The sequence below is a fragment of the Flavobacterium branchiophilum FL-15 genome (assembly GCF_000253275.1).
GTDB lineage: Bacteria > Bacteroidota > Bacteroidia > Flavobacteriales > Flavobacteriaceae > Flavobacterium > Flavobacterium branchiophilum.
Map to the genome: position 1 here is coordinate 703,204 of NC_016001.1, position 22,476 is coordinate 725,679.

At 32.4% G+C, this 22,476-nt stretch carries 17 protein-coding genes and 1 pseudogene; 4 read left to right on the plus strand and 14 right to left on the minus strand.

Going from position 1 to position 22,476, the window contains the following annotated elements:
• Window positions 1-72: 72 nt before the first annotated feature.
• From FBFL15_RS03030 to FBFL15_RS03040, 4 genes and pseudogenes are all read left to right on the plus strand, one after another.
• On the plus strand, window positions 73-1,050 hold the full coding sequence (locus tag FBFL15_RS03030; RefSeq protein WP_014083191.1) for a ribonucleotide-diphosphate reductase subunit beta: 978 nt from the start codon (window positions 73-75) through the stop codon (window positions 1,048-1,050).
• Between the two features lie 55 nt (window positions 1,051-1,105).
• Window positions 1,106-1,249 (plus strand): annotated as a pseudogene (locus FBFL15_RS17200) (ATP cone domain-containing protein); the annotation flags it as partial.
• Window positions 1,223-1,597, plus strand: coding sequence for a ribonucleotide-diphosphate reductase subunit beta (locus tag FBFL15_RS03035; protein WP_415711136.1), 375 nt, complete (start codon window positions 1,223-1,225; stop codon window positions 1,595-1,597). The pseudogene FBFL15_RS17200 and the gene FBFL15_RS03035, both read left to right, overlap by 27 nt.
• 75 nt (window positions 1,598-1,672) lie before the next feature.
• The gene (locus FBFL15_RS03040; RefSeq protein ID WP_014083193.1) at window positions 1,673-4,063 is read left to right on the plus strand and encodes a ribonucleoside-diphosphate reductase subunit alpha; all 2,391 of its coding nucleotides are present in this window, start codon (window positions 1,673-1,675) and stop codon (window positions 4,061-4,063) included.
• 267 nt (window positions 4,064-4,330) lie between these two features.
• Here the strand turns inward: FBFL15_RS03040 and FBFL15_RS03045 are convergent, their stop codons facing one another.
• The 14 genes from FBFL15_RS03045 to FBFL15_RS03110 all read right to left on the minus strand — a co-directional run bounded on the left by FBFL15_RS03045 (window position 4,331) and on the right by FBFL15_RS03110 (window position 22,470).
• Complete coding sequence (locus tag FBFL15_RS03045) at window positions 4,331-6,439, minus strand: DUF7619 domain-containing protein (protein WP_014083194.1); 2,109 nt, start codon at window positions 6,437-6,439, stop codon at window positions 4,331-4,333.
• A gap of 55 nt (window positions 6,440-6,494) precedes the next feature.
• Window positions 6,495-7,130, minus strand: a complete 636-nt coding sequence (locus FBFL15_RS03050) for a hypothetical protein (RefSeq protein WP_014083195.1) — start codon at window positions 7,128-7,130, stop codon at window positions 6,495-6,497.
• On the minus strand, window positions 7,117-7,746 hold the full coding sequence (locus FBFL15_RS03055) for a hypothetical protein (RefSeq protein WP_014083196.1): 630 nt from the start codon (window positions 7,744-7,746) through the stop codon (window positions 7,117-7,119). The genes FBFL15_RS03050 and FBFL15_RS03055 overlap by 14 nt, the downstream gene beginning before the upstream one ends.
• 3 nt (window positions 7,747-7,749) lie before the next feature.
• Complete coding sequence (locus FBFL15_RS03060; RefSeq protein WP_014083197.1) at window positions 7,750-8,511, minus strand: LytR/AlgR family response regulator transcription factor; 762 nt, start codon at window positions 8,509-8,511, stop codon at window positions 7,750-7,752.
• A 135-nt stretch (window positions 8,512-8,646) separates the two neighbouring features.
• Window positions 8,647-11,100, minus strand: coding sequence for an NHL repeat-containing protein (locus FBFL15_RS03065; protein WP_014083198.1), 2,454 nt, complete (start codon window positions 11,098-11,100; stop codon window positions 8,647-8,649).
• A 2-nt stretch (window positions 11,101-11,102) separates the two neighbouring features.
• A complete protein-coding gene (locus FBFL15_RS03070; RefSeq protein WP_014083199.1) occupies window positions 11,103-12,605 on the minus strand; it encodes a T9SS type A sorting domain-containing protein in 1,503 nt (500 codons plus the stop codon).
• A gap of 73 nt (window positions 12,606-12,678) precedes the next feature.
• Window positions 12,679-13,263, minus strand: coding sequence for a hypothetical protein (locus FBFL15_RS03075; protein WP_014083200.1), 585 nt, complete (start codon window positions 13,261-13,263; stop codon window positions 12,679-12,681).
• 74 nt (window positions 13,264-13,337) lie between these two features.
• Window positions 13,338-15,266, minus strand: coding sequence for a tetratricopeptide repeat-containing sensor histidine kinase (locus FBFL15_RS03080; RefSeq protein ID WP_014083201.1), 1,929 nt, complete (start codon window positions 15,264-15,266; stop codon window positions 13,338-13,340).
• Window positions 15,267-15,866: 600 nt separating this feature from the next.
• Window positions 15,867-16,094, minus strand: coding sequence for a hypothetical protein (locus FBFL15_RS03085; protein ID WP_014083202.1), 228 nt, complete (start codon window positions 16,092-16,094; stop codon window positions 15,867-15,869).
• 311 nt (window positions 16,095-16,405) lie between these two features.
• The gene (locus FBFL15_RS03090; protein ID WP_014083203.1) at window positions 16,406-17,170 is read right to left on the minus strand and encodes an ABC transporter ATP-binding protein; all 765 of its coding nucleotides are present in this window, start codon (window positions 17,168-17,170) and stop codon (window positions 16,406-16,408) included.
• A complete protein-coding gene (locus FBFL15_RS03095) occupies window positions 17,170-17,916 on the minus strand; it encodes an MlaE family ABC transporter permease (protein ID WP_014083204.1) in 747 nt (248 codons plus the stop codon). The genes FBFL15_RS03090 and FBFL15_RS03095 overlap by 1 nt, the downstream gene beginning before the upstream one ends.
• A 192-nt stretch (window positions 17,917-18,108) precedes the next feature.
• Entirely contained in the window at window positions 18,109-18,957 is an 849-nt protein-coding gene (locus FBFL15_RS03100) for a glycosyltransferase family 2 protein (protein WP_014083205.1), read from the minus strand.
• A 489-nt stretch (window positions 18,958-19,446) separates the two neighbouring features.
• Complete coding sequence (locus FBFL15_RS03105; protein WP_014083206.1) at window positions 19,447-21,030, minus strand: MDR family MFS transporter; 1,584 nt, start codon at window positions 21,028-21,030, stop codon at window positions 19,447-19,449.
• Window positions 21,031-21,390: 360 nt separating this feature from the next.
• Window positions 21,391-22,470, minus strand: coding sequence for an HlyD family secretion protein (locus FBFL15_RS03110; RefSeq protein WP_014083207.1), 1,080 nt, complete (start codon window positions 22,468-22,470; stop codon window positions 21,391-21,393).
• Window positions 22,471-22,476 lie beyond the last annotated feature (6 nt).

Consider the following 22,476-nt stretch of genomic DNA (forward strand, 5'->3'; position numbering starts at 1 on the left):
TAATTTATAACCTTTGTACTCTAAAAATAACCAAAGTACCATTTTATATAATACCTTAATAATCAAAAAACTATGTCGTTAGTAGAGCCAATTCTTCAAGAAAATAAAAATCGATTTGTCATTTTTCCAATAAAGCACCATGATATTTGGAATATGTATAAGTCCATGGAAGCAAGTTTTTGGACTGCCGAAGAAATAGATTTGTCGCAAGATTTGACAGACTGGAATTTTAAATTAAACAACGAAGAACGTTATTTTATCAAACATATTTTGGCCTTTTTTGCGGCTTCAGATGGAATTGTAAATGAAAATTTGGCCGAAAATTTTGTAAATGAAGTACAATATGCCGAAGCTAAGTTTTTTTATGGTTTTCAAATTATGATGGAAAATATCCATTCCGAAACCTATTCCCTTTTGATAGACACTTATGTTAAAGACGAAATAGAAAAAGATGAACTGTTTCATGCCTTGGATGTTTTTCCAGCAATAAAGAAAAAAGCCGATTGGGCTTTGAAATGGATAACCTCCGATTCGTTTGCCGAACGATTGATCGCTTTTGCAGCTGTAGAAGGCATCTTTTTTTCGGGAGCCTTTTGTGCTATATATTGGCTCAAAAAACGAGGATTGATGCCCGGCCTCACCTATTCTAACGAGTTGATTTCGAGAGATGAAGGAGTTCATTGTGATTTTGCGGTGCACTTGCACAATAACCATTTGGTAAACAAAGTATCTAAACAAAGAATTACAGAAATTATTACAAATGCACTTGATATAGAAAGAGAATTTATTACAGAATCATTACCTGTAAGTTTGATTGGGATGAATGCCGCTTTGATGACACAATATTTAGAATTTGTTGCCGATAGGCTGCTCGTAGAACTTGGTTGCGATAGGGTTTATCATACCACAAACCCATTTGATTTTATGGACATGATTTCGCTACAAGGAAAAACCAATTTTTTTGAAAAAAGAGTAGCCGAATACCAAAAAGCGGGTGTTATGAATACAGATGTAGAGGCCAATAAAATAAGCTTTGATGCTGATTTTTAATGCAATAGCAGTGCAGTTTAAAACAAATAAAATTAAAAAAAAACAATAAAATAATATGTTTGTAGTTAAAAGAAACGGCAAGAAAGAGCCTGTAATGTTTGATAAAATTACAGAAAGAGTAAAAAAATTATGCTATGGATTAAAGGATTTGTCATTTCCAGTATATGCGGTTATGCATGTAATTGAAAGCTATAATGATGAGAAAATTATTGTTTCGTCTCCTAAACGATTGACAGACTTTGTACCAATCCGACTGACAGACTTTATATCAATCCGACTGACAGACTTTGTAATTGTAGAAGTATTCTTTTTTTTGTTGGTTGTCTTTTTTACTGTATTTTGGCTAAAAAAACGAGGATTGATGCCAGGCCTCACTTATTCTAACGAGCTGATTTCGAGGGATGAAGGAGTTTATTGTGATTTTACGGTACAGTTGCAAGTTAGCTATTTGGTATTCAAATTATCTAAACAAAGAATTAAGCAGTGTATTGTATATATGTTTAAAATAATAAGCATTTTATTGCAAATTTATCACCTGTGTGTTTGATTGGAATGAATACCATTTAAGTACAATAGCAGTGCAGTTGAAACAAATAAAATTAAAAAAAAACAATAAAATAATATGTTTGTAGTTAAAAGAAACGGCAAGAAAGAGCCTGTAATGTTTGATAAAATTACAGAAAGAGTAAAAAAATTATGCTATGGATTAAACGATTTGGTCGATCCTGTAAAGGTGGCTATGCGTGTAATTGAAGGCTTGTATGATGGGGTTTCTACTACAGAATTGGACAATTTGGCTGCTGAAACTGCTGCCTCCATGACGATTGCTCACCCAGATTATGCCCAATTGGCAGCCCGAGTTGCGATTTCTAATTTGCATAAAAACACCAAAAAATCGTTTTCAGATACAATGACCGACATGTATCAATATGTCAATCCTCGAACCAATCAAGCGGCACCCTTACTTTCAGACGAAGTGTATCGGGTGATTATTGAAAATGCCGCTTTTTTAGATTCACATATTATTTATACCCGCGATTTTAATTATGATTATTTTGGATTTAAAACCCTCGAACGCTCTTATTTATTAAAAATAAATGGCAAAATTGTAGAAAGACCACAACACATGCTCATGCGAGTAGCCGTTGGAATTCACCTCAACGATTTGGATTCTGTAATAGAAACCTACGATTTGATGTCCAAAAAATATTTCACACACGCTACACCAACGTTGTTTAATGCAGGAACACCAAAACCACAAATGTCTTCATGTTTTTTATTGGCAATGCAAGACGACAGCATCGATGGCATATATGATACGTTAAAACAAACAGCCAAAATTTCGCAATCAGCAGGCGGCATCGGATTGTCTATCCACAATATTAGGGCTACGGGTTCTTATATCAGAGGTACAAATGGCACGTCAAACGGCATTGTTCCTATGCTAAGGGTGTTTAACGACACGGCTCGGTATGTGGATCAAGGAGGAGGCAAACGAAAAGGAAGTTTTGCTATTTATATCGAAACATGGCATGCAGATATTTTTGAATTTTTGGATTTGAAAAAAAATACAGGCAAGGAAGAGATGCGGGCAAGAGACTTATTTTTTGCCATGTGGACCTCAGATTTGTTTATGAAAAGAGTACAAGAAGATGCCCATTGGACCTTGATGTGTCCAAACGAGTGTCCAGGATTATATGAAGTATATGGGGAGCAGTTTGAAACCTTATACACCAGTTATGAAATCCAAGGAAAAGGCCGAAAAACCATCAAAGCCCGTGAACTTTGGGAGAAAATTTTGGAATCGCAAATAGAAACAGGCACCCCTTATATGCTATATAAAGATGCTGCTAACCAAAAATCCAATCAAAAAAATTTAGGTACCATTCGATCGTCAAATTTGTGTACCGAAATCATGGAGTACACCTCAAAAGACGAAATAGCGGTATGTAATTTGGCCTCATTATCGTTGCCAATGTTTGTAGAAAAAGGCAAGTTCAACCACAAGTTGCTTTATAAAGTAGCCAAAAGAGTAACACGCAACCTAAATAAAGTTATAGACAGGAATTATTATCCTGTAAAAGAAGGAGAAAACTCCAACATGCGACACAGGCCCATAGGGCTTGGTGTTCAGGGACTTGCAGATGCATTTATCATGCTTAGATTGCCATTTACTAGCGACGAAGCTAAAAAATTGAACCAAGAAATTTTTGAAACCCTTTATTTTGCAGCCGTTACAGCCTCTATGGAAATGGCCAAAGAAGACGGAGCTTATTCCACCTACGAAGGATCGCCTATTTCGCAAGGCTTGTTTCAATACAACCTTTGGGGATTACAAGATGCAGACCTTTCGGGTAGATGGGATTGGGCATCGCTCCGAAAAGAAGTGTTGCAATATGGCGTTCGAAACTCCCTTTTAGTAGCACCAATGCCAACGGCTTCTACGTCGCAAATTTTGGGCAACAACGAAGCATTTGAACCTTACACGTCCAACATTTATACCCGACGGGTGTTGTCGGGAGAGTTTATAGTAGTAAACAAACATTTGTTAAACGATTTGGTAAAACTAGGCATTTGGACAGACGATTTGAAACAAGAAATCATGCGACAAAACGGATCGGTACAAAACATAAATGCCATTCCAAAGGATTTGAAAGAGTTATACAAAACCGTTTGGGAAATGTCTATGAAAGATATCATAGACATGTCTAAACACAGAGGCTATTTTGTCGATCAGTCGCAATCCTTAAATCTGTTTATGCAAGATGCTAATTATGCCAAATTGACGTCGATGCACTTTTATGCGTGGCAATCGGGACTAAAAACAGGAATGTATTATTTAAGAACCAAATCGGCAGTAGATGCCATAAAATTTACGCTCAATAACGACAAAAAAGAAGCCCCCGCAACAGTAGATTTGCACACCACCCCAATCCACAAAGAGGACTACCGCCGCATGCTTGAATTAGCCAAAAATGCCGACCCTGAAGAGTGTGAAATGTGTGGGAGCTAGCAATTCATTCGTGTGTGTTGAGTTTTTTGTATAGATGACACATCAAATCCCAAAGAGGCCAATAACAATTTCAAAAATAAATAAAAATCAACCTTACACAAAAAAGTCGAGCTATTCGGCTTTTTTTTGTGTAAGGTTCAAGCTTTTTGTTAAATAATTATAGGAAATAATAAGTAGATCAGGATATTTTAAATTGGTGTTTGGTTTTACATCATATCAGAAGTTATTGAAAAAAAATTACAATAATAAGCTCAAATTTAAACAAATTTATTTATTTTTGATTATTTTCATTGCTTTACTTCCGTTTGCTGAATTGATTTTTAGAAAATAAATTCCATTGAATTGGTTTGTTATATCAAGAGTTGTTTCTAAGGAATCAGCTGTTTTTGCAATCAATAACCTGCCTCCCACATCGTATAATTCTATCGATTGAATCTTGTTTTTACAATGAATTGTGATTATTGAAGTAGCTGGATTTGGATAAATGGCGATACTTTCATCGATAATTGGTATCGAATTAGTTAATGATGTAAAAGTAGTGATTTCTGAATTGGTTTGTAATGGTGCGTTGTAATCAAAAAATATACTTACTTGCTTGTGTACAGTATCATCTATATGTAAATTATCATTTGGTTTAATTTTGAACAAAACAGTTCCATGTCCACCAACTGGTGGATTTCCAGATGTTGGTGCGAGATTTATTCCTTCAAAAATGAATTCAAGAGTGTTGCCTTTAAGTTTTGTGTATGAATTATGTGATGTATTGAGAATTTGTATTGAGTTGATGTCATATTGATTAGTGTTAATTATATCTTTTACAACCACATTTTCTGCTTGAATGTTTCCAAGATTTTCAAAATTGATAATATAATGCAGATAGTTGTCAATTAATGCTGGATCAATTGTTTCGCCTTCCAAACACTCCACACTATTGGGGTCGTATGCACCCACAACAGTTTGGTTATAGTCAAATACATTATCGGCGGTTGTTTCGTCGCCCGAAACAGGATTTATTGTTGCCGAAAAAGGTAGAATATCACCAATAGTTACAGCTGGGGTTTCTTCTGGCGAATTGACATTTAACGTAATGAGAATAGTTCTATTTTCAAAAGGTAGTAAGTTGGTATAATTCCAACTCAAATTTCCAGTTGTTTGATTGTCTGGTGTTGTTGAGGCTGTTACAAAATCCAAAATCGCATCGTTGTAAGTGAGATTAATAGCACCCGAAAGCGTTTGATTTCCTTTGTTTTTAAATACAATTTGGTAGGTGGCATCATAGCCTGGACGTGCAGGTATTATAGGCGCTATAACAATTTCAAGATCATTATGAACACCATTTGGGGTTATGCAAAAGTTTTGGGTTGTTATATTATTATTGTTGTTTGCAAAAGGAACAGTAGCCGTTGTTGGACTCAAAGTAAACCATGTTGGATTTTCCAAACTTGGAAGTAGGTTAAAACTACCTGTTTGGGTGTAAAAAGTATAATCCCCTGAGTTGTTGGAATAGGTTGCACCTTCATTTGTTCCGTCATTGATATTCATGCGAATATTAGGTTGTAGTACATCTAAGGCATCACAACCATTGGTATTGGCATCAAAAGTTATAGTGCCTTTGATGGTGTTGAAGTTTCCGCCGGGTGTGAAGGAGCAGTAGGAATTTGCAACACAATTGGTTAATCCAATGTTGGAAAGAAATAAATTTAAATTACCGATAGCTTCATCAAAACAAATAAAAGACAAATTAGGGTTATTGCTGATGTCAATATTTAGTAAATAGCCATCGTATGTGTTTTGTAAGTTTAAAATTTTTCCGTTCTTAAAATTTATTGAAGTTAAATTATTAGCACTACAAGATATTTGTTCTAAATTTTTACATTGACTTAGATCTAAATTCGTTAGAAAATTTGTATCACAAGAAAGGACTATCAATGAAGTGCTTAATGGTAATGTATTTAATTGATTATTAGCTATGTGTAATTCCTCTAAATTATTTGAATTCGATATGTTTAATGATGCTATTTGATTACTATCACAAATTAAAACACTCAAATTCAACAAGTTACTTACGTCTAACGAAGTTAATACATTGTCATTACATTCTATTCGATTTATATTTGTAAAACTATTTATTCCAACTAACGATGCAATAGAAGAAGCTGAAACATCCAAATAACTCACTTGAAGTGCTTCACTTTCTTGAATTTCGCCATCATCATTGGCATCAATTTTAAAATAATTGTTTGCTATATTTTTGGCAATAGTATTTGAAGAGTTAGCAGCCAATAACTTTGCTTTAAAATTTGCATCGGGGATATTTACAATTTGTGCATTTGAAATGCTTGTAAAAAGTAATAAAAGGAAGGCTATTTTTTTCATAGAGTATGTTTTTTTATGTTCTTATCCCGGACCATTTATAAACAAAGAAAATAATTTATTTTGAATTATATAATGCTACTACTTCAAGTATGTTTTTATAAGTAAAGCTTTTATCATCTATTTTTTTTGCAATTTCAGCATCATCAGAAAAATATCTTTTTGCGGAATATTTAAAAACTGCATTTTTATTCATAACTCCATTTTCAATATGAATAAGAGTTGCTGCTGCTTCATTTTCTCTTTTACAATAATATTCAGTAAAATAAACAGGCGTTCTAACTTGACCAATTTGTTCATAAACGCTTCCTTGAGAATAATATAAACTTACCTTTCCTTTAACTGCTAAGGCAAGTAGTTGTTTATTTTTTCTGATTTTAACACCATTTCTTTTAAAAAGGGGTAAATTAAAATATTCTAAATTACCAGCTGATGTTTCAATGGTTATTTTAGAAATTTCATTTTTTTTAATAGATTTTTTATTATTATCTATTTTATACTTTAGTTTACCTTCTGTACTATTAATAGGATAATCTACTTTTCCTTTTGTTGTACTTCCATTATTTAAAAATATTGTTGCTTGTTTAATTTCAAAATTAGTTGCTGTATTCATTTTAGGAGCACCACAAGAAATGAATAGCAAAGTTAGTAAAGATAAAAAGGTGGTGTTTGATATTTTATTAATTGTTTTCATTGTTATATTTAGTTACGTAATTAATTAAAAATTCTGAATTGTATGTTTGTGTATTTAATTCATTTTTAAAGCTTTCATCTGATAAAAAATAATTCAAAGCTTTTTCTTTTAATATATTTTCATTTGCTTGATTGTCAGCATAATAAACTAAAGTTACGTTTTTCTCATTCTCTCGTTTGCAAAAATATAGATCCGTTTTTTCTATATATTTGTCTTTTTTTCGATTTGTATAGACAAATCCATAATTATATCCTTTATATAAATTAATTTTACCTTTTGAAATTAGTTGTAAAAATTGTTCGTTTTTAGTTTTCATAGAAATTTCAGAACCATCAATTGTTGATTTTATAAAAGTGATATTAATTTTTGGAAAATTATAAGTAACTTCGTTTATTTCACTTGTTTTTATTTTTATTTTACCTTTCGTTACAGCGTTTATATATAAATAGTCTTCGTTAAAATGAATGGGGAAATTTACTTTGCCTTGTATCGTATTTCCGTTTTCATATTTTACAGCGACAGAGGTGATTTCTGACACGGAATATTTATAAATATTGGAATTACAGCTAAAAAAGCCAAGTGTAATCAATAATAAAAGTATTTTTTTTAAATTCATTTTCTATAAATTTTTAATCATTTCTTGCAAACGTTCTTTCTTGCTTTGAGCAATCGGAATGTGCGTATTATCTGCTATAATTACATAACCACCGTTGCTTTTTATATACGATTTCAGATAGGTTAAGTTTATTAAATGCGATTGATGAATCCGTTCAAATCCATGTTCGGTTAGCATTTCTTCATATTCTTTTAAGGTTCTAGAAATCAAAACGGGTTTGTGATTTTTAATAAAAAACTCGGTATAATTTCCTTTTGACTCGCATCGAATAATATCCGAAACTTCAAACAAATGAATGCCATCGCTGGTTGAAAGCGCAATTCGTTTGAAATTATCTACTTTTTTTCTAATGTTTTCTAACAATAAATCAATATGCTCAAACGAATTGGTTTTCTGTATGGCTTCCTTAATTTTTGTAATTGCGTTTTGCAACTCATCAGGATCAATGGGTTTCAAAATAAAATCCAAAGCACTAAACTTAAAGGCTTTGACAGCATATTGCTCATGAGCGGTAATAAAAACGATGTGTGCATTGGTTTTTCCTTTGTTTTTTGCTACTTGTTCCAAAATATCAAAACCGGTTCCGTCTGTCAAATGAATGTCTAAAAAAACCACTTGCGGTTGCGTTTTTTCTAAAAGTTGCACACCAGTTTTCACACTTTCGGCTTCTCCAATAATATGGATATCATTGGTGTAGCGTTCCAAAAGACCTTTTAGTCCTTCTCGTAAATGTTTGTCGTCGTCAATTAATACCGCTGTAATCATGTTTTATTCTTTAATAAAGTTTTAAAAATACTTTTTTTTATTCAAAGTAATGTATTCACCTTTAATCAATAATACAAAATGCTATAAATAATAAAAAAAACCGCAATCTTGCAAAACGCTTGTTAGCAGATGTTTTTATTGTATTCTTTTTATTGGAATTCCTACTCCAGAAAAAACAATTTTATCCAAACCATCAAAATACATATATTTTACTCCATAGATAACATTTTGATAATTTGCATCGGAATCGGTATAAAATCCATTAGTTGCAAAACTAGTGTCAACAACTCCAAGGTGATTTATTTTTATTATTTTTGCTTTACCTCCTCCAGGACTAGTACTGTGACCACCAATAAAATAATCAGATCCATTGGTTATCACTTTTGAAATAATTAATTCAGAAAGTATTGTATTTCCGTCAATAATTCCGTTAGTTCCAAAAGTTGCGTCTAAAGTTCCATCGTTATTAATTTGAATCATTCTTTTATCAGAATAGGCAAGAATTTTTTCATTATTTAACCTTATTAAGTTAAATTTTTCTGATGGTTGATTGAAAAAAGGGACTAGATTAACAATTCCATTTATGCCAAAATTTGAATCTATTATTCCGTTGGAATTAATTTTTGCAAGATTTATATATGGATTTGATGTGTTATAATTATAATTAAATGCAATTGTATAAATATTCCCAAGATTATCACTAATTATATCCTCTGAATTAATTAAATTTGGATATGACGATAAGGAATTGTTTACATTTAATAATACAGGAGAGTTAAAAATTTGGTCTTTTTCTCCATTATTTAGGTATTTTTCTAATCTTATTTGAGGATTTGAATTATTAACCCTGTAAGATGAAACTATATAATCATTTTCTGGAGTTACATAAATACCAAATGTATTCCATAAATTTTGCGTTCTTATTTCGCCCAATGTTCCAAAAGTGTTATCAACTTGACCGTCTGAATTAAATCTTGCTAAAAGAGTTCTTGTGCCATTGGTTTGCGAAATCCCAGTACAAATAATCTTCCCATCATTATCTATTTTAAATTCTTTTATATTGGCTATTTTTCCATTAATTCCAAAATTAGAATCTACAACAAAATTAGAATCTAATTTATAAAGATCGCCAGAACCATTATAATTAGTAGATCCATAATAGCCATCATTTGTTTTTTGAATTTTGGCAAAACTCATCTCAGTTAAATTATTATAACAACTTGCTGGCACTGTACTAGTAGGGGTATTTAAAAACGTAGATGTGCCATAAGAACAATTACTAAATTTCACAACAGTATAAAGTGGAGTGCTATTTCCTAAAATCATATCCGATGGTTTTATTGTCGAAGCTATTACTTCATGGCTATATCCAATATAACCTGGCGGATATTGAAAAGAAGAAGCATCAACATAAGTAGCATTCACAGTACTAACACCAATGTTTAACCAAGGAGTTTTTGTAATATTATCTTGAGCATAAGCATAGCCAGAAAGGTATATACGATTATTGACATAATCATAAGCCATGCAATTAACTTCTTCATTATTAGGCACTATAGTATTAGGATTACCATAGACATAAGTACTTGCACTAATAATAAAGGCACCCGTTAAAATACCATTTGTGTAAGCAGTTGCTAATGTTCCGTTTTGATTGTACTTAAAAAGCGAATAATTATATGAGAATAAACTATCAAGATAAATAGCCCCTCCTTTTGTATATGATTTACCTCCTATAAAAATATTACCATCATTTGCCAAAACCATCGCATTTCCAGTATTGTCGTGGTTATTAACATCTTTTATTACAATTCCATTTGTGCCAAAAGAGTTATCAATAGTACCATTTGTATTTAATCTTGTAATAAAAAAATCAATATCGTTGCCGTTAAAACAATTGCCCGCAACAACTATTTTACCATCTGTTTGAATTGCAAATGAAGTTGGTTTTGTATTTTGAGCAATTTGAAAAGTATGAAAGCCTTTTTGATTAAAGGTTCTATCTAAATATCCATCTGAATTATATCTTATTACTATTCCTTTTGTGCCACTATATCCTAAAATAACAATTTTATTATCCGATTGAAGTTTAATTGCAATTCCTTCTTCATCGACTTCTTTAGTATCAAATACAATTTTCCCATCGTAGTTAAAATTATTATCTAATGAAAAACCTTGACCTGTAGAGTTTGTAATATTACCATATTTTATTTTCGAAACATAAATCGCTTTATTGTTATCTTCTTTTTGAGTATATCCAGTAGAAAAAAGACCATTGTTGGTATCCATTATACCATCTTTTACAATTGTCTTTTTATTCCAAACTTTTAGGGAAACATCTTGATTAATTACTCGAATAACTGGCAAAACACCACCATTTACTAAATCATTTCCTAAATATGTACTGCTTCCAGTGCTATTAAAAATAACTTTAACGGTACCTCGAGGATGTCCTGTATCATTATAGTACATCAATTTTGAAGCTCTTTGAATTCCATTATCTCCAAAACTTGTGTCTAATATGCCTTGTTGTGCATATGATAGTTGATGTGCAAATAATAAAATGATAATATTGTATAATTTTTTCATAGTTATTTTTTTATGATTTTAAATGTTTTACTATCGTTGTCAGATTGAATTTTTAAAAAATAAATTCCTGCCGAGTATGTACTTAAATCATCAATAGATAAGATTTCATTATTGATACTGTTTTTATAAAATTTTGAGAAAATTTCTGAACCATTTGAATTGAAAATAGTAATATTGGTATTTTGTAATTCTATCTTTTTTAAATTAATATTTAATTTTTCAGTAAATGGATTTGGGTAAACAACGGGTCTATTTATGATAATTTCTGACTCATTAATCGAAAGAAATTGACTGTCAATTAAATATGAATTAATTTGATAGTCTGAAAGATTATAAGCAATATACATTTTATCATTGTGTATTCTAGAAAATGCTATGTTGTTACTAGAAGGGCTAACTGTTATTCCGCTAAAATTTGTATTAAAAGTTCCATTTGAATTAAATAAATAAGTAGAAATATTAGAACTATTGCGTTTTAAAGTGACAAAAAAATCTCCATTATTTAATAAAATTATATTTTGCATGTAATCATCTCCAAAACCATTATAAAATTGAAAATATCCATTGTTTGCAAATGTTGGATTTAAATTTCCATTCATATCAATTTTATAAATTCTAGAATCTCCAAAACCATTAATATCCATATAGCTTCCATCTACAAGCAATAAAATGGAATTATCACTAAGAACTTTTAAATCTTTTGCATAATTGTTTATATATGATGTATTTGAATTTCCTTGAGTAGTAATTCTCTTTAATCCAAAAACTGAATCAAATATACCATTAGCACTGAATTTAGCGAATACAACATTATTTGCTTGAAAATTAGGATTGGAAGAATTTCCAAAACAAATTAAAGAACCATCATTCAAAATTTCTCCACAAGTAAATTTTTCAAATGTATTATTGTCATCTAAAGTTGTTATCCCATTAGTTCCAAAAGTTAAATCATAAAAGCCATCACTATTAAGCTTTTCGATACTAAAATCATTTGTAGTTTTGCCTAAAATAATAATCTTTTGGTCTGGAGTCAATAGAATTTTACTGACTTCTTTAGATTCTAAAACTATTTTACCATTGAAACCAAAATCAGTGTCAATTTCTCCGTTTGGAAGTAGTCTCATTATTGCACCACGATAATTATTTGCAGTATTTCCTGCAACAAGAATTTTACCATCATTTTGTAAAATTGCAGAAGTTGGATTTGAATTTTGATAGGAGTCAAAGTTTAGAATAACTTTTCCTCTAATTCCAAATGAATTATCATAACTACCATCTTCATTATACTTTATTACAGCAAAACCATTGAGATTAGAATTTGTAGCTACATTACTATTTCCAAATAAAAGTAGTTTCCCATCAGGTAATGTCAATAAGTCCCCAAAAAAGTCGTAATCATTTGCATAGTCTGTTATTACAGAACCATTACTTCCAAATGTTGTATTTATTTGTTGTCCATAACATATTATTGGCAACAAAGTAAAGAGTAAAATAATTTTTCTCATAGTTTTTGTTTTTTGTTTAAGAATAAATACTCTTAAAAATTAATCTTTCAAAAGCGCAAAGATACCTTGTTTTTTAAATAGTTTGAATGAAAACATCGCTTGTAACATTAATTACAACAGGTACAGTGCCAATAACTTGAAAACTAGAATTGTATTTTCTGAAATTTCCGTTGTATTGAATGGTGTAATTTGTGGCACTGTTTTTTGTTACCGTAACAGTTCCAAGTGGGTTGTTTGCATTTACGGCAACAGAACTACCTCCTTGAAATACAGCACACATTGATGTCCAACCTAAACATAATTTCTGAGTGGTCACCAAGTCATCAAAAAAATCTGTATCATTATCGTCTAAGGTTTCTGCAATGCTGTAAGTGCCTTCAACTGGTAAACCGTCTTTATAATACAAATCAAACGAAACTGTCGCAACGTTTGTTCCGCTGATGCCATTTATTGTAATAGTAGAACGATCAAATATTTGTCCTTGTTGTGTATAAAAATTATTCAACTTTTGCTCTATTACTCCTTGACCAGGATTAACAGTATAAGACTGATTGTCAATAACAAATTCTGAAGATTCGGTGCTGTCATCTGATGAACATGAAGTAAATAGTACTAATGCAGCGCATAAAATTGTAAATGGTTTAAAAAAGTTTTTCATAATGTTTAAATTAAAGGATTTTTATTAAGTGTTTGAATGTTTAAAAAGTTATTTATTATTATTGGTTTAATCAATTACACATATTGTATGGGCAATTTCAAGGTTACTTTTGTTCCTGTTTGGCTGTTAGCTTTTAGGTCTTGTATTTCTATTTGTGCCGATTTTAATAGGGTGGCTTCCATTATTTCTAATCTTTTTTTGGTAATATCCAACGCCATGGATTTGTGTGCCGTTACCGAATTTTCTTTCCTTGTTTTAGACTCCAACAATCCAATGCCATCATCGGTTATGGTGCAAATTAATTTTCCGTCTTCTTGATCAAATTGAACGGCTATTTTTCCTTTTTCTTCTTTTGGTACAATGCCATGAAGAATTGCGTTTTCAACAAATGGCTGAATCAATAACGGCGGCAAACCTACATTAAATTCCACATTTTCAGTTGAATGTATCGAAAAATCAAACGCATTGTGAAAACGCAATTGCTCGAGTTCTAAATAATTTTGTAAACTTTCTATCTCTTTATCAATCGGAATCAATGCTTCTTTTGAATATTCCAATGTTAACCGCATAAGCTTAGAAAATTTTGACAAATATTTTAATGCAGAATCTGTACCATTTTGTACAATAAAACTCGAAATGGAACTCAAACAATTAAAAACAAAATGCGGATTCATTTGCAAATGTAAAGCTTTCTGCTCATACTCAGCAACTTCTTTTTGCAGTGTTAACCGTTTCTTTATCTGCATTCGGGTGTATAGCACAAAGAGTAATCCCGACAATAGCAACATACCAAGTATCAAAAAAACTATTAATTGCGTTTGATTTTTTTGCTTTTCTGCCAAAATAGCTTCTTTCTTTTTATACTCAAAATTCATTTCGGCAATGGCAAATTTCTTAGCACTTTCTTGATTATTGATGCTATCCCGCGCTACAATATATTTTTTGTAATGCTCCAATGAAGCTTTAGAATCTCCAAGAATACCATACAACTCACTAACCAATTGCTCCGAATGAAATGTTTGGTCCAAAACCCCAATTTCGGTGGCATAATCCAATGATTTTTGAGCAAAAACCATCGCTTGACTGTATTTTTTTTCGTTGGCAAGCAATTGTCCAATGTTGTACAAAGCCAATGATGCTCCAAATTTATTTTGTATTTCTTCACACAATTGCAAAGCTTTTTCATAGTATATTTTGCCCTCTATTCTATTATTCTCTTTCACATAATAATCGCCATAATAGTTATAAAGCAATGCCAAACCTCTTTTGTTATCGGTTTTTTTAAACAACTCATTGGCTTTGTTATAATAGTGGAAGGCTTCCTTATTTTTGTCTTGTTCAAAATAAATGGCACCAATGTTTGTAACCGTTACCGCAGCATTTTGTTCGCCAATTTCTTGCTGAATTTCAAAGGCTTTTTGAAGAAAAGTAATTGCTTTTGGATAATTCAACATCGATTTATAAACCACGCCAATATTATTATATGCCTTAGAAATACTAGGTTTATCATTTATTTCTTGGTATATTTTTAAAGCAATTTCATAGCTTTCTAAAGCTAAATAGTAGTTGTTTTGTTCCGTATAAATGATACCCATACTAGCCGATGATCGGGCCAAACCATTTTTGAAGTTCTTATTGTTTTCATCTTTAGACAATAACTTCTCAAAAATCACTTTTGATTTTAAAAAATAACTACTGGCTTTTCTATAATCGCCAAAAATTAAATGAGAAATTCCCGTATTAATATACGATTGGCCTAAACCCTGTGAATAACCAACTTTTTGTGCTAAAAATTGTGCTTTTTGTGCATAAATTTGCGTAGAATCGGGTGTAATTGTTTTATAATAATCCGCAATTTTATTATATAAATTTACTTTTAAAGTATCCGTTTTTGCTACTCGCATCAATTTTTTCAAACTGTCTATTTCAGTGGTTTGTGCTTGAATACAATGGCATAAAATTACTATTAGAAAGTAAAAACCTATTTTTAACCTATTTTTCAATATTTCTCATTTATTTCGTTACAAATGTAATAAACGGTTGTTCAATTTTACAAAGGAATTATCACATGGCTATTTTGAGTTACCAAAACCTTGTTTTGAATTATTATTAATATACAATTAGGATTTGTTATGCAACAAAAATATAAATTAATAGATATTTGCATAAATATTAAAACAAATTAAAACAAATTAAAACAAATTAAAACAAATTAAAACAAATTAAAACAAATTAAAACAAATTAAAACTTTTTTATTTAAAAAACGATAATAGAATCCAAGGTTTTTATTAATATCAATTAAATTATAAAATAGAAATCTTTTAAACAATTTGTCATTCAAATACATTCAATACTTTATATAATAAGAATCAGTGTTTTATTTTACTGGTTATTAAATAGAATAAGCTATTTTATACGTATATTTACTATGAGGCATTACTTTTTCTTTTATTGAAAAATAATGTAATAAATTTCAGAATCATCGTCAAAGGTAAATACTCCCATACTTATGTCCAAGTTATTAATTGCACCTAAATAGATGTTTCCAATTAGCTCCTCTTTATTTTTTTGTTATGCGGAAAGTAATTTCACTTTATAAAAATTATTTTCTAAAATCCTTATTTGTAGGGTTTTTTAGGAACTGTTTTCCATCTTTATCAAAATCCCATATATTAGAAACTTCTCTCATAAGGCACAAATTTGTATGTCCTTTATTAATTTGAACTTTAACTTTTCTTCTAAACTTACGGTTAGCTTTTCGTTTATTATCTTTTTCTGTTTCAGAACAAGTATTTCCAAACAGAGGTGTTTTTTTTCTTGATCGGCTCATTTTTAATTTTAATTATAAAAATATTTTATTTCAAAAATAATTAAAATAATAAATCAATTTCAATTTATTTGTCAATAGTAAGTTAAATTATTTAGAAAAAACCAAATTATATAAATGTTATAAATCAACAAATGAATTAAATAGAACAAACTTTAAAATCGATTTGAAAATCAATTCATTGTCTTTTTGTATCATCAATTCAAAAATTTAACGCTAAACAAAAAAGTCGAGCAATTCGGCTTTTTTTTGTATTTTTATACCTCCATTAGTGTTGAAACATTTTAATATAAAAAAAACATATAAGGGGCAAATTACAATCCCTTTCTAACAGCTTCTCTTACTTTTTTGAACAAATTAGACGAATACACAAACGCTACTATGGCTTCGTTGTCTGTTTTAAAAATGGCTTCTTTGTTGCCTTGCCAAGCTTTTAATCCATTTTTTAGAAACAAAATATTTTCGCCTATTTCCATCACCGAGTTCATGTCGTGGGTGTTGATAACCGTTGTGATGTCGTATTCTTCTGTAATTTCTTTAATTAAATTATCTATCAAAATAGAGGTGTTTGGGTCTAGTCCAGAATTGGGCTCGTCGCAAAACAAATATTTAGGGTTGTTTACGATGGCTCGGGCAATGGCCACCCTCTTTTGCATGCCGCCCGAAATTTCAGAAGGTAATTTTTTGTGGGCATTGATTAAATTGACTCTTTTCAATACAAAATCGACCCTGTCTTGGATTTCCGATTGCGAATTTGATGTAAACATTTTTAAGGGAAAGCCTACGTTTTCTTCTACTGTCATGCTGTCAAACAAGGCACTTCCCTGAAAAACCATGCCTATTTCGGTTCTTAACGCTCTTCGTTCGGCATCGTCTAATTCGGAATAAATCCTTCCATCAAAAGCAATTGTTCCTACTTCTGGAGTGTGTATGCCCAGCAAACTTTTAAGCAAAACGGTTTTTCCTGAACCACTTTGCCCAATGATTAAATTGGTTTTGCCTGTTTCAAACACGGTTGAAACACCTTTTAGAATTTTATATTCGCCAAAGGATTTTTCTACATTTTTTACTTCTATCATTAGGTCAATAACAATTGTGTTAAAATATAATTCATCAAAATAATGGTAACCGATGTCCAAACAAACGATACGGTACTGGCTTTACCAACCTCGAGGGCACCACCTTTCATGTAATAGCCATGAAATGAGGGTATTGTAGCTAATAGTAAGGCAAAGATGATTGTTTTGATAAAAGCATAAGCTACATGAAATGGAATGAACTCTTTTTGAAGTCCTTCGATAAAATCGGCACTACTACCAAAACCGCCATAAACGCTGGCAATAAAACCACCTGCAATGCCCAAAAACATGGCTATTCCAATGACAAATGGATAAAGTAACAAGGCTGTTAGTTTTGGAAAAACCAAATAATTCAAAGAGTTTACTCCCATAACTTCCAAGGCATCTATTTGTTCGGTAACTCGCATTGTACCAATGCTTGAGGTAATAAATGATCCCATTTTTCCGGCCATAATGATGGATATAAATGTTGGGGCAAATTCCAATATTATGGATTGTCTTGTGGCAAAACCGATGAGGTATTTGGGGATCAAAGGATTGGTTAGGTTCAAAGCGGTTTGTATGGCAACCACACCGCCAACAAAAAACGATATAAAGGCTACAATTCCTAACGATCCGATGATTAAATCGTCTATTTCTTTGAAAATCAAGGATTTCATAACCGACCATTTGGTGGGTTTTCTAAAAATTTCCGCAATCATCAAAAAGTATTTTCCTAATTGCGATAAATATCTGAATAAAAACATGAATTTTGTTTATGAATTTAGAATACAAAAATACAAAAATAACTGCCGCAAACGGACTTATTAAAAAAAACTTATAGATATATGTAAAAATGGTTTATTAAACACCTTCATTTGTCATCAAAAAGAGTATCCAAAAAGGATTAGAACTTCAAATATACAAAAGCTTTGAGGTCAATTTGGTATTTTGATGGGCTAAAACAGTTTGGCTTTTATTTTTTTCCAACGGTAATTTCTAATGAATTGGGCTTGTTCTGGAGTAACCAATAATGGTATGTGGGCCCACTTGGCCTTCCAAAATCCTCGCATGTAATCTAAAAAAAGGAAGGGTTTTTGTTTCATAAAAGCTAATTTTGCAGAGGCAATTGCCGTGATCCAAAAGCCATAACCTAGTGTATAAAAAGCTTCTCCTTGTTTGAATCGAGCTGTTTGATTGTAGTTGGCTCCTGTGGGTTTGAGGTGTTTTACCTTCAAATGGGCATCGGTAACGACTTTCCAGTTGTTGTATTTTGCGAGCAATTCATCAACAGTATCCCAACCCATAGCGGGTTTTAGGCCTCCAATGGCTTCAAAACACGCTTTTCGGTAGGCTTTAAAGGCTCCTCTGATGTGGTCTTTGTCGGTAAGATTTTCTAAAATCCATTGATTGTTTTTCTCGATATATGCAAAGCCCCCTACCATGCCCACGAATTTATCTTGTTGAAAATGAGTAATTAAGCTTTCAAAATAATGTGGAGGTAAGATTAAATCGGCATCTAGTTTTACTATAAAATCATACGTATTGTCTAGTGTAGCCAATCCTTTTTCAAAAGCCCTTATGACTTTGCTGCCTGGCAAATGTATGGCTTGTGATTGTGTGGTTGTAAGCGAAATGAAAGGATGTTTTTTTGCATATTCCAAAACGATGTTTGCCGTTTGGTCGGTTGAATGGTCGTTTACTACTACTACTTTTGTAGGTAAAATAGTTTGTTGAACAATCGACTCTAGTGTTTGACCTATAAAGCGTGCTTCGTTGTGAGCAGGAATAACGATATAATATTTCATGTCGTTTGGGGTATTATAAATGCGTTGTTTGGTTTTGATACAAAATGGAAACAAAAGTACATGATTTATTTTGAAAAAACTAGCAGAAGGCAGTTTAGGATAAATATTGTAAGGCCATTTTGTGTGTTTGGAGCAGCAGTTTTTTTTTAGGCTAAAGCTCTTGTTAGTTCAAATATATTACTATTGATTGAAAGCGTCATTTGAAAACTTTTTTTAGTTTTTTTATTTGTTATTTTAGGCTTATAGCTTGATATTGAAGTAGTTGTAGTACAGGGCTTGATTGTTGCACAGAAGCCTCTAGCCCAGATTGTAGCGAAAAGCCCGGAGCCCCAAAAGGGATTTTTTTGTTGCTACAAAAGAGCGACCAGCGGAAGCTCCTTTTGTGGCAAACAAAAAACCCTTTTTGGGGCGAGGACTTGTAGCGAAAAGCTGGATTAAGCTCCTGGTTCTAAATTTGATTTATTATAGGGTAGTTGTTGGTTTATGAAATTAGTGCATGGCATCGGCTGGATTGACTTTGGATTTTCCTGTTTTTAGTATCAGTACAACTGGTATACACAACAAAAAAAGTACCCCCAAGTACATAAAAATATCCATATAGGACAACACACTGGCTTGTTTGTAAACCTTAAATTCTAAAATTTGGTATGCTTTTGCAAGGGAAACATTGGTTGGAAACCCCTTTGCTTGAAACCCTTTTTGTAGCATTGCAATTTGGTTTTGAACCAAATAATTGGTTTTGTCTAAGTGGGCAATTAAATCGACACGATGCTGCTGGTTGAAACGGGAGATGAAAGTAGTAATGATGGCTATGCCAAAGGAGCCACCAAGTTGTCGCATCATGCCTGTAAAGGCGGCACCATCGCCAATGTTTTTGCCTTTTAGGGTTGAAAGTGAGAGGGTGGTTATGGGTACAAAAAGCAGTCCGAGACCAACACCCCGCATGATGAGCGGCCAAAAAATATGTTCGACACCCGTGTTTGGTGTTAGGGCACCACGCATGTAGAAACTGAACCCAAAAAAGATTAAAAATCCTACGGCTACCATATATTTTTGGTTGTAGCCTTTTTGAATCATTTTGCCTACAAAAGGCATCATGAGCCCAGTGGTTATAGAACTTGGGATGAGCAGCAAGCCAGCATCTGTTGCAGACCATCCCAATATAGATTGTGTGTAGATAGGAATGATAAAAGTAGAACCATATAAGCCAAATCCGAGTATAAAACACATGATGGTTCCCATTCGTAAATTAGTGTCTTTGAGTACTTTTAGGTTTACGATGGGGTATTGATAAGTGAGTTCACGTTTGATGAATAATATAAGTCCTAATACCGATAGTATGGTTAGGGCAACAATAGTTTTGTTGTTGAACCAGTCGTCTTGCTGCCCGTGTTCTAAAACAAATTGGAGCGATCCAATAAAAGAAGCCAGGTAGAGAATACCCATCCAATCGACTTGGGAAGCATGGAGTTTTTCGCCATATTTGGGACTTTTTACAAAGCCAATAGTTAAAAAAGTGGCTAAAACGCCGATGGGAATGTTGATATAAAAAATGTAAGGCCACGAAAAATGATCTACAATATAGCCACCTAAAGGAGGCCCTAATGTTGGCCCAATAATTACACCCATTCCATAAATGGCTTGAGCCATACCTCTTTTGGCAACGGGATAACTTTCGGTTATGATGGTTTGAGCAGTTACCAACAATGCCCCTCCGCCCAAACCTTGTATGAAACGAAAAGCAACTAGCTCCCAAATATTAGTAGCATTGCCACACAAAAAGGATGCTACTGTAAATATAACAATTGAGGTTGCAAAATAATTACGTCGTCCAAATTGTTGTGCCAACCAACTGGTCATGGGTATAACAATGACGTTTGCAATGGCGTAGGCCGTAATAACCCAAGCCACGTCTGTAAGTGTTGCGCCCAAACTACCACGCATGTTGTTTAAAGCCACGTTTACTATGGTAGTGTCCACAATTTCGAGCAAGGCACAAAGCACCGCCGTGATGGTAATAATTACCCTCCTAAAACCATATTCTACTAAACTATCTGGATTGTGTTGTATCATTTTTTATGTTTTTTTGTTTGGCTCAATTCTAAATAAAACAGCAAATAAAACAGCGCTTCATTTGGGCGTTACCACAAGGGTAGGGCTATCTGTTGCAAACAACTTTTATTGAACACCAAAAGAAATGTAATATTGTGAATAATCTTTTTTTGATAAACACATTCGGCAACTATTTTCGTGCAATATAACACACCTCTTTTGTGGGCTGTGGGCTTCTAAAAGGATTTCCACTTCTATCATTAACGTAAACAGCGGCATAAAAACAGCATTTAGCCCCTTGTTTTAGAACCCAGCCTTAAATTTTTGTATCCATTTAGACTATTTGCTACTTAGGATCTCTAACCTCATGCTTCTCACTTCCTACTTCAAATGCACATTAATCTCAGCATTCATTCCTGATCTTAGGAGGCGAATTTTTTCAGGGTCGTTTGTGTTTTTAAAAGTGATTTTTACGGGTAAACGTTGGATTGTTTTAACAAAATTGCCTGTGGCATTATCAGGAGGCAAAATAGAAAACTGAGAACCCGTAGCCGGAGAAAAAGATGCTACCTCGCCCTCAAAAATAACATCTTCAAAAGCATCCACTTTGATACTTACTTTTTGTCCTACTCTCATTTTATTGATTTGTGTTTCCTTAAAATTGGCCGTTACCCAAATGTCGTTGTTGTTGATAATGTAACACAAAGCTTGTCCCATTTGTATCAACTGTCCCGGCTGAAGATCAATTTTGGACAATTGTCCATTGATAGAGGCTGTTACAACGGTGTAACTCAATTGGAGCTTTGCGGTAGCTAACACCGCTTTGGCTTTTGCAATATTAGCCAATGCTACTTGCGTTTGTTTGTTGGAAACCAAACTTTTTGAGGCAATAACATTTTTTTGAGATGCGGCCGCTTTTTCCTGGCTCATTACGATTTTCAATTGGCTTTCGGCCTCTAGTTTGGCTGCCTGTGCTTGTTCAAATTGTTGTTTAGTTATCGAATGATTCTTATACAAATTTTGGTATCTTTCAAAATCATTGGAAGCTCTTGTCAGTCGGATTTTGGCCGTTTCAATCGTGCCATTAGCACTCATTACATTGGCATCAGACACGGCCACACTTGCCATAGCCCCTGCAACATCTGCTTTTGAAACTTCAAAACTACTTTCGGCTGCTGCCAAATTGGCTTCGGCTTCAGCTATTTTTACTACAAAATCCTTGTCGTCTATTGTAAATAACGTATCGCCTTTTTTTACAAAATCGTTGTCATGAACATAAATTTTGGTTACATATCCAGATACTCTTGGAATAATAGGATTCATTTTTTGTTGCACTTGTGCATCGTCTGTGGCTTCATTAGCTTGTGCATGTAGGTATTTCATAACACCATATATGGTTCCCGCAAGTAATAAAACCGCTAAAATCAATATCATTTTTTTGTTTGAAGGTTTCTTTTCCATTTTGGA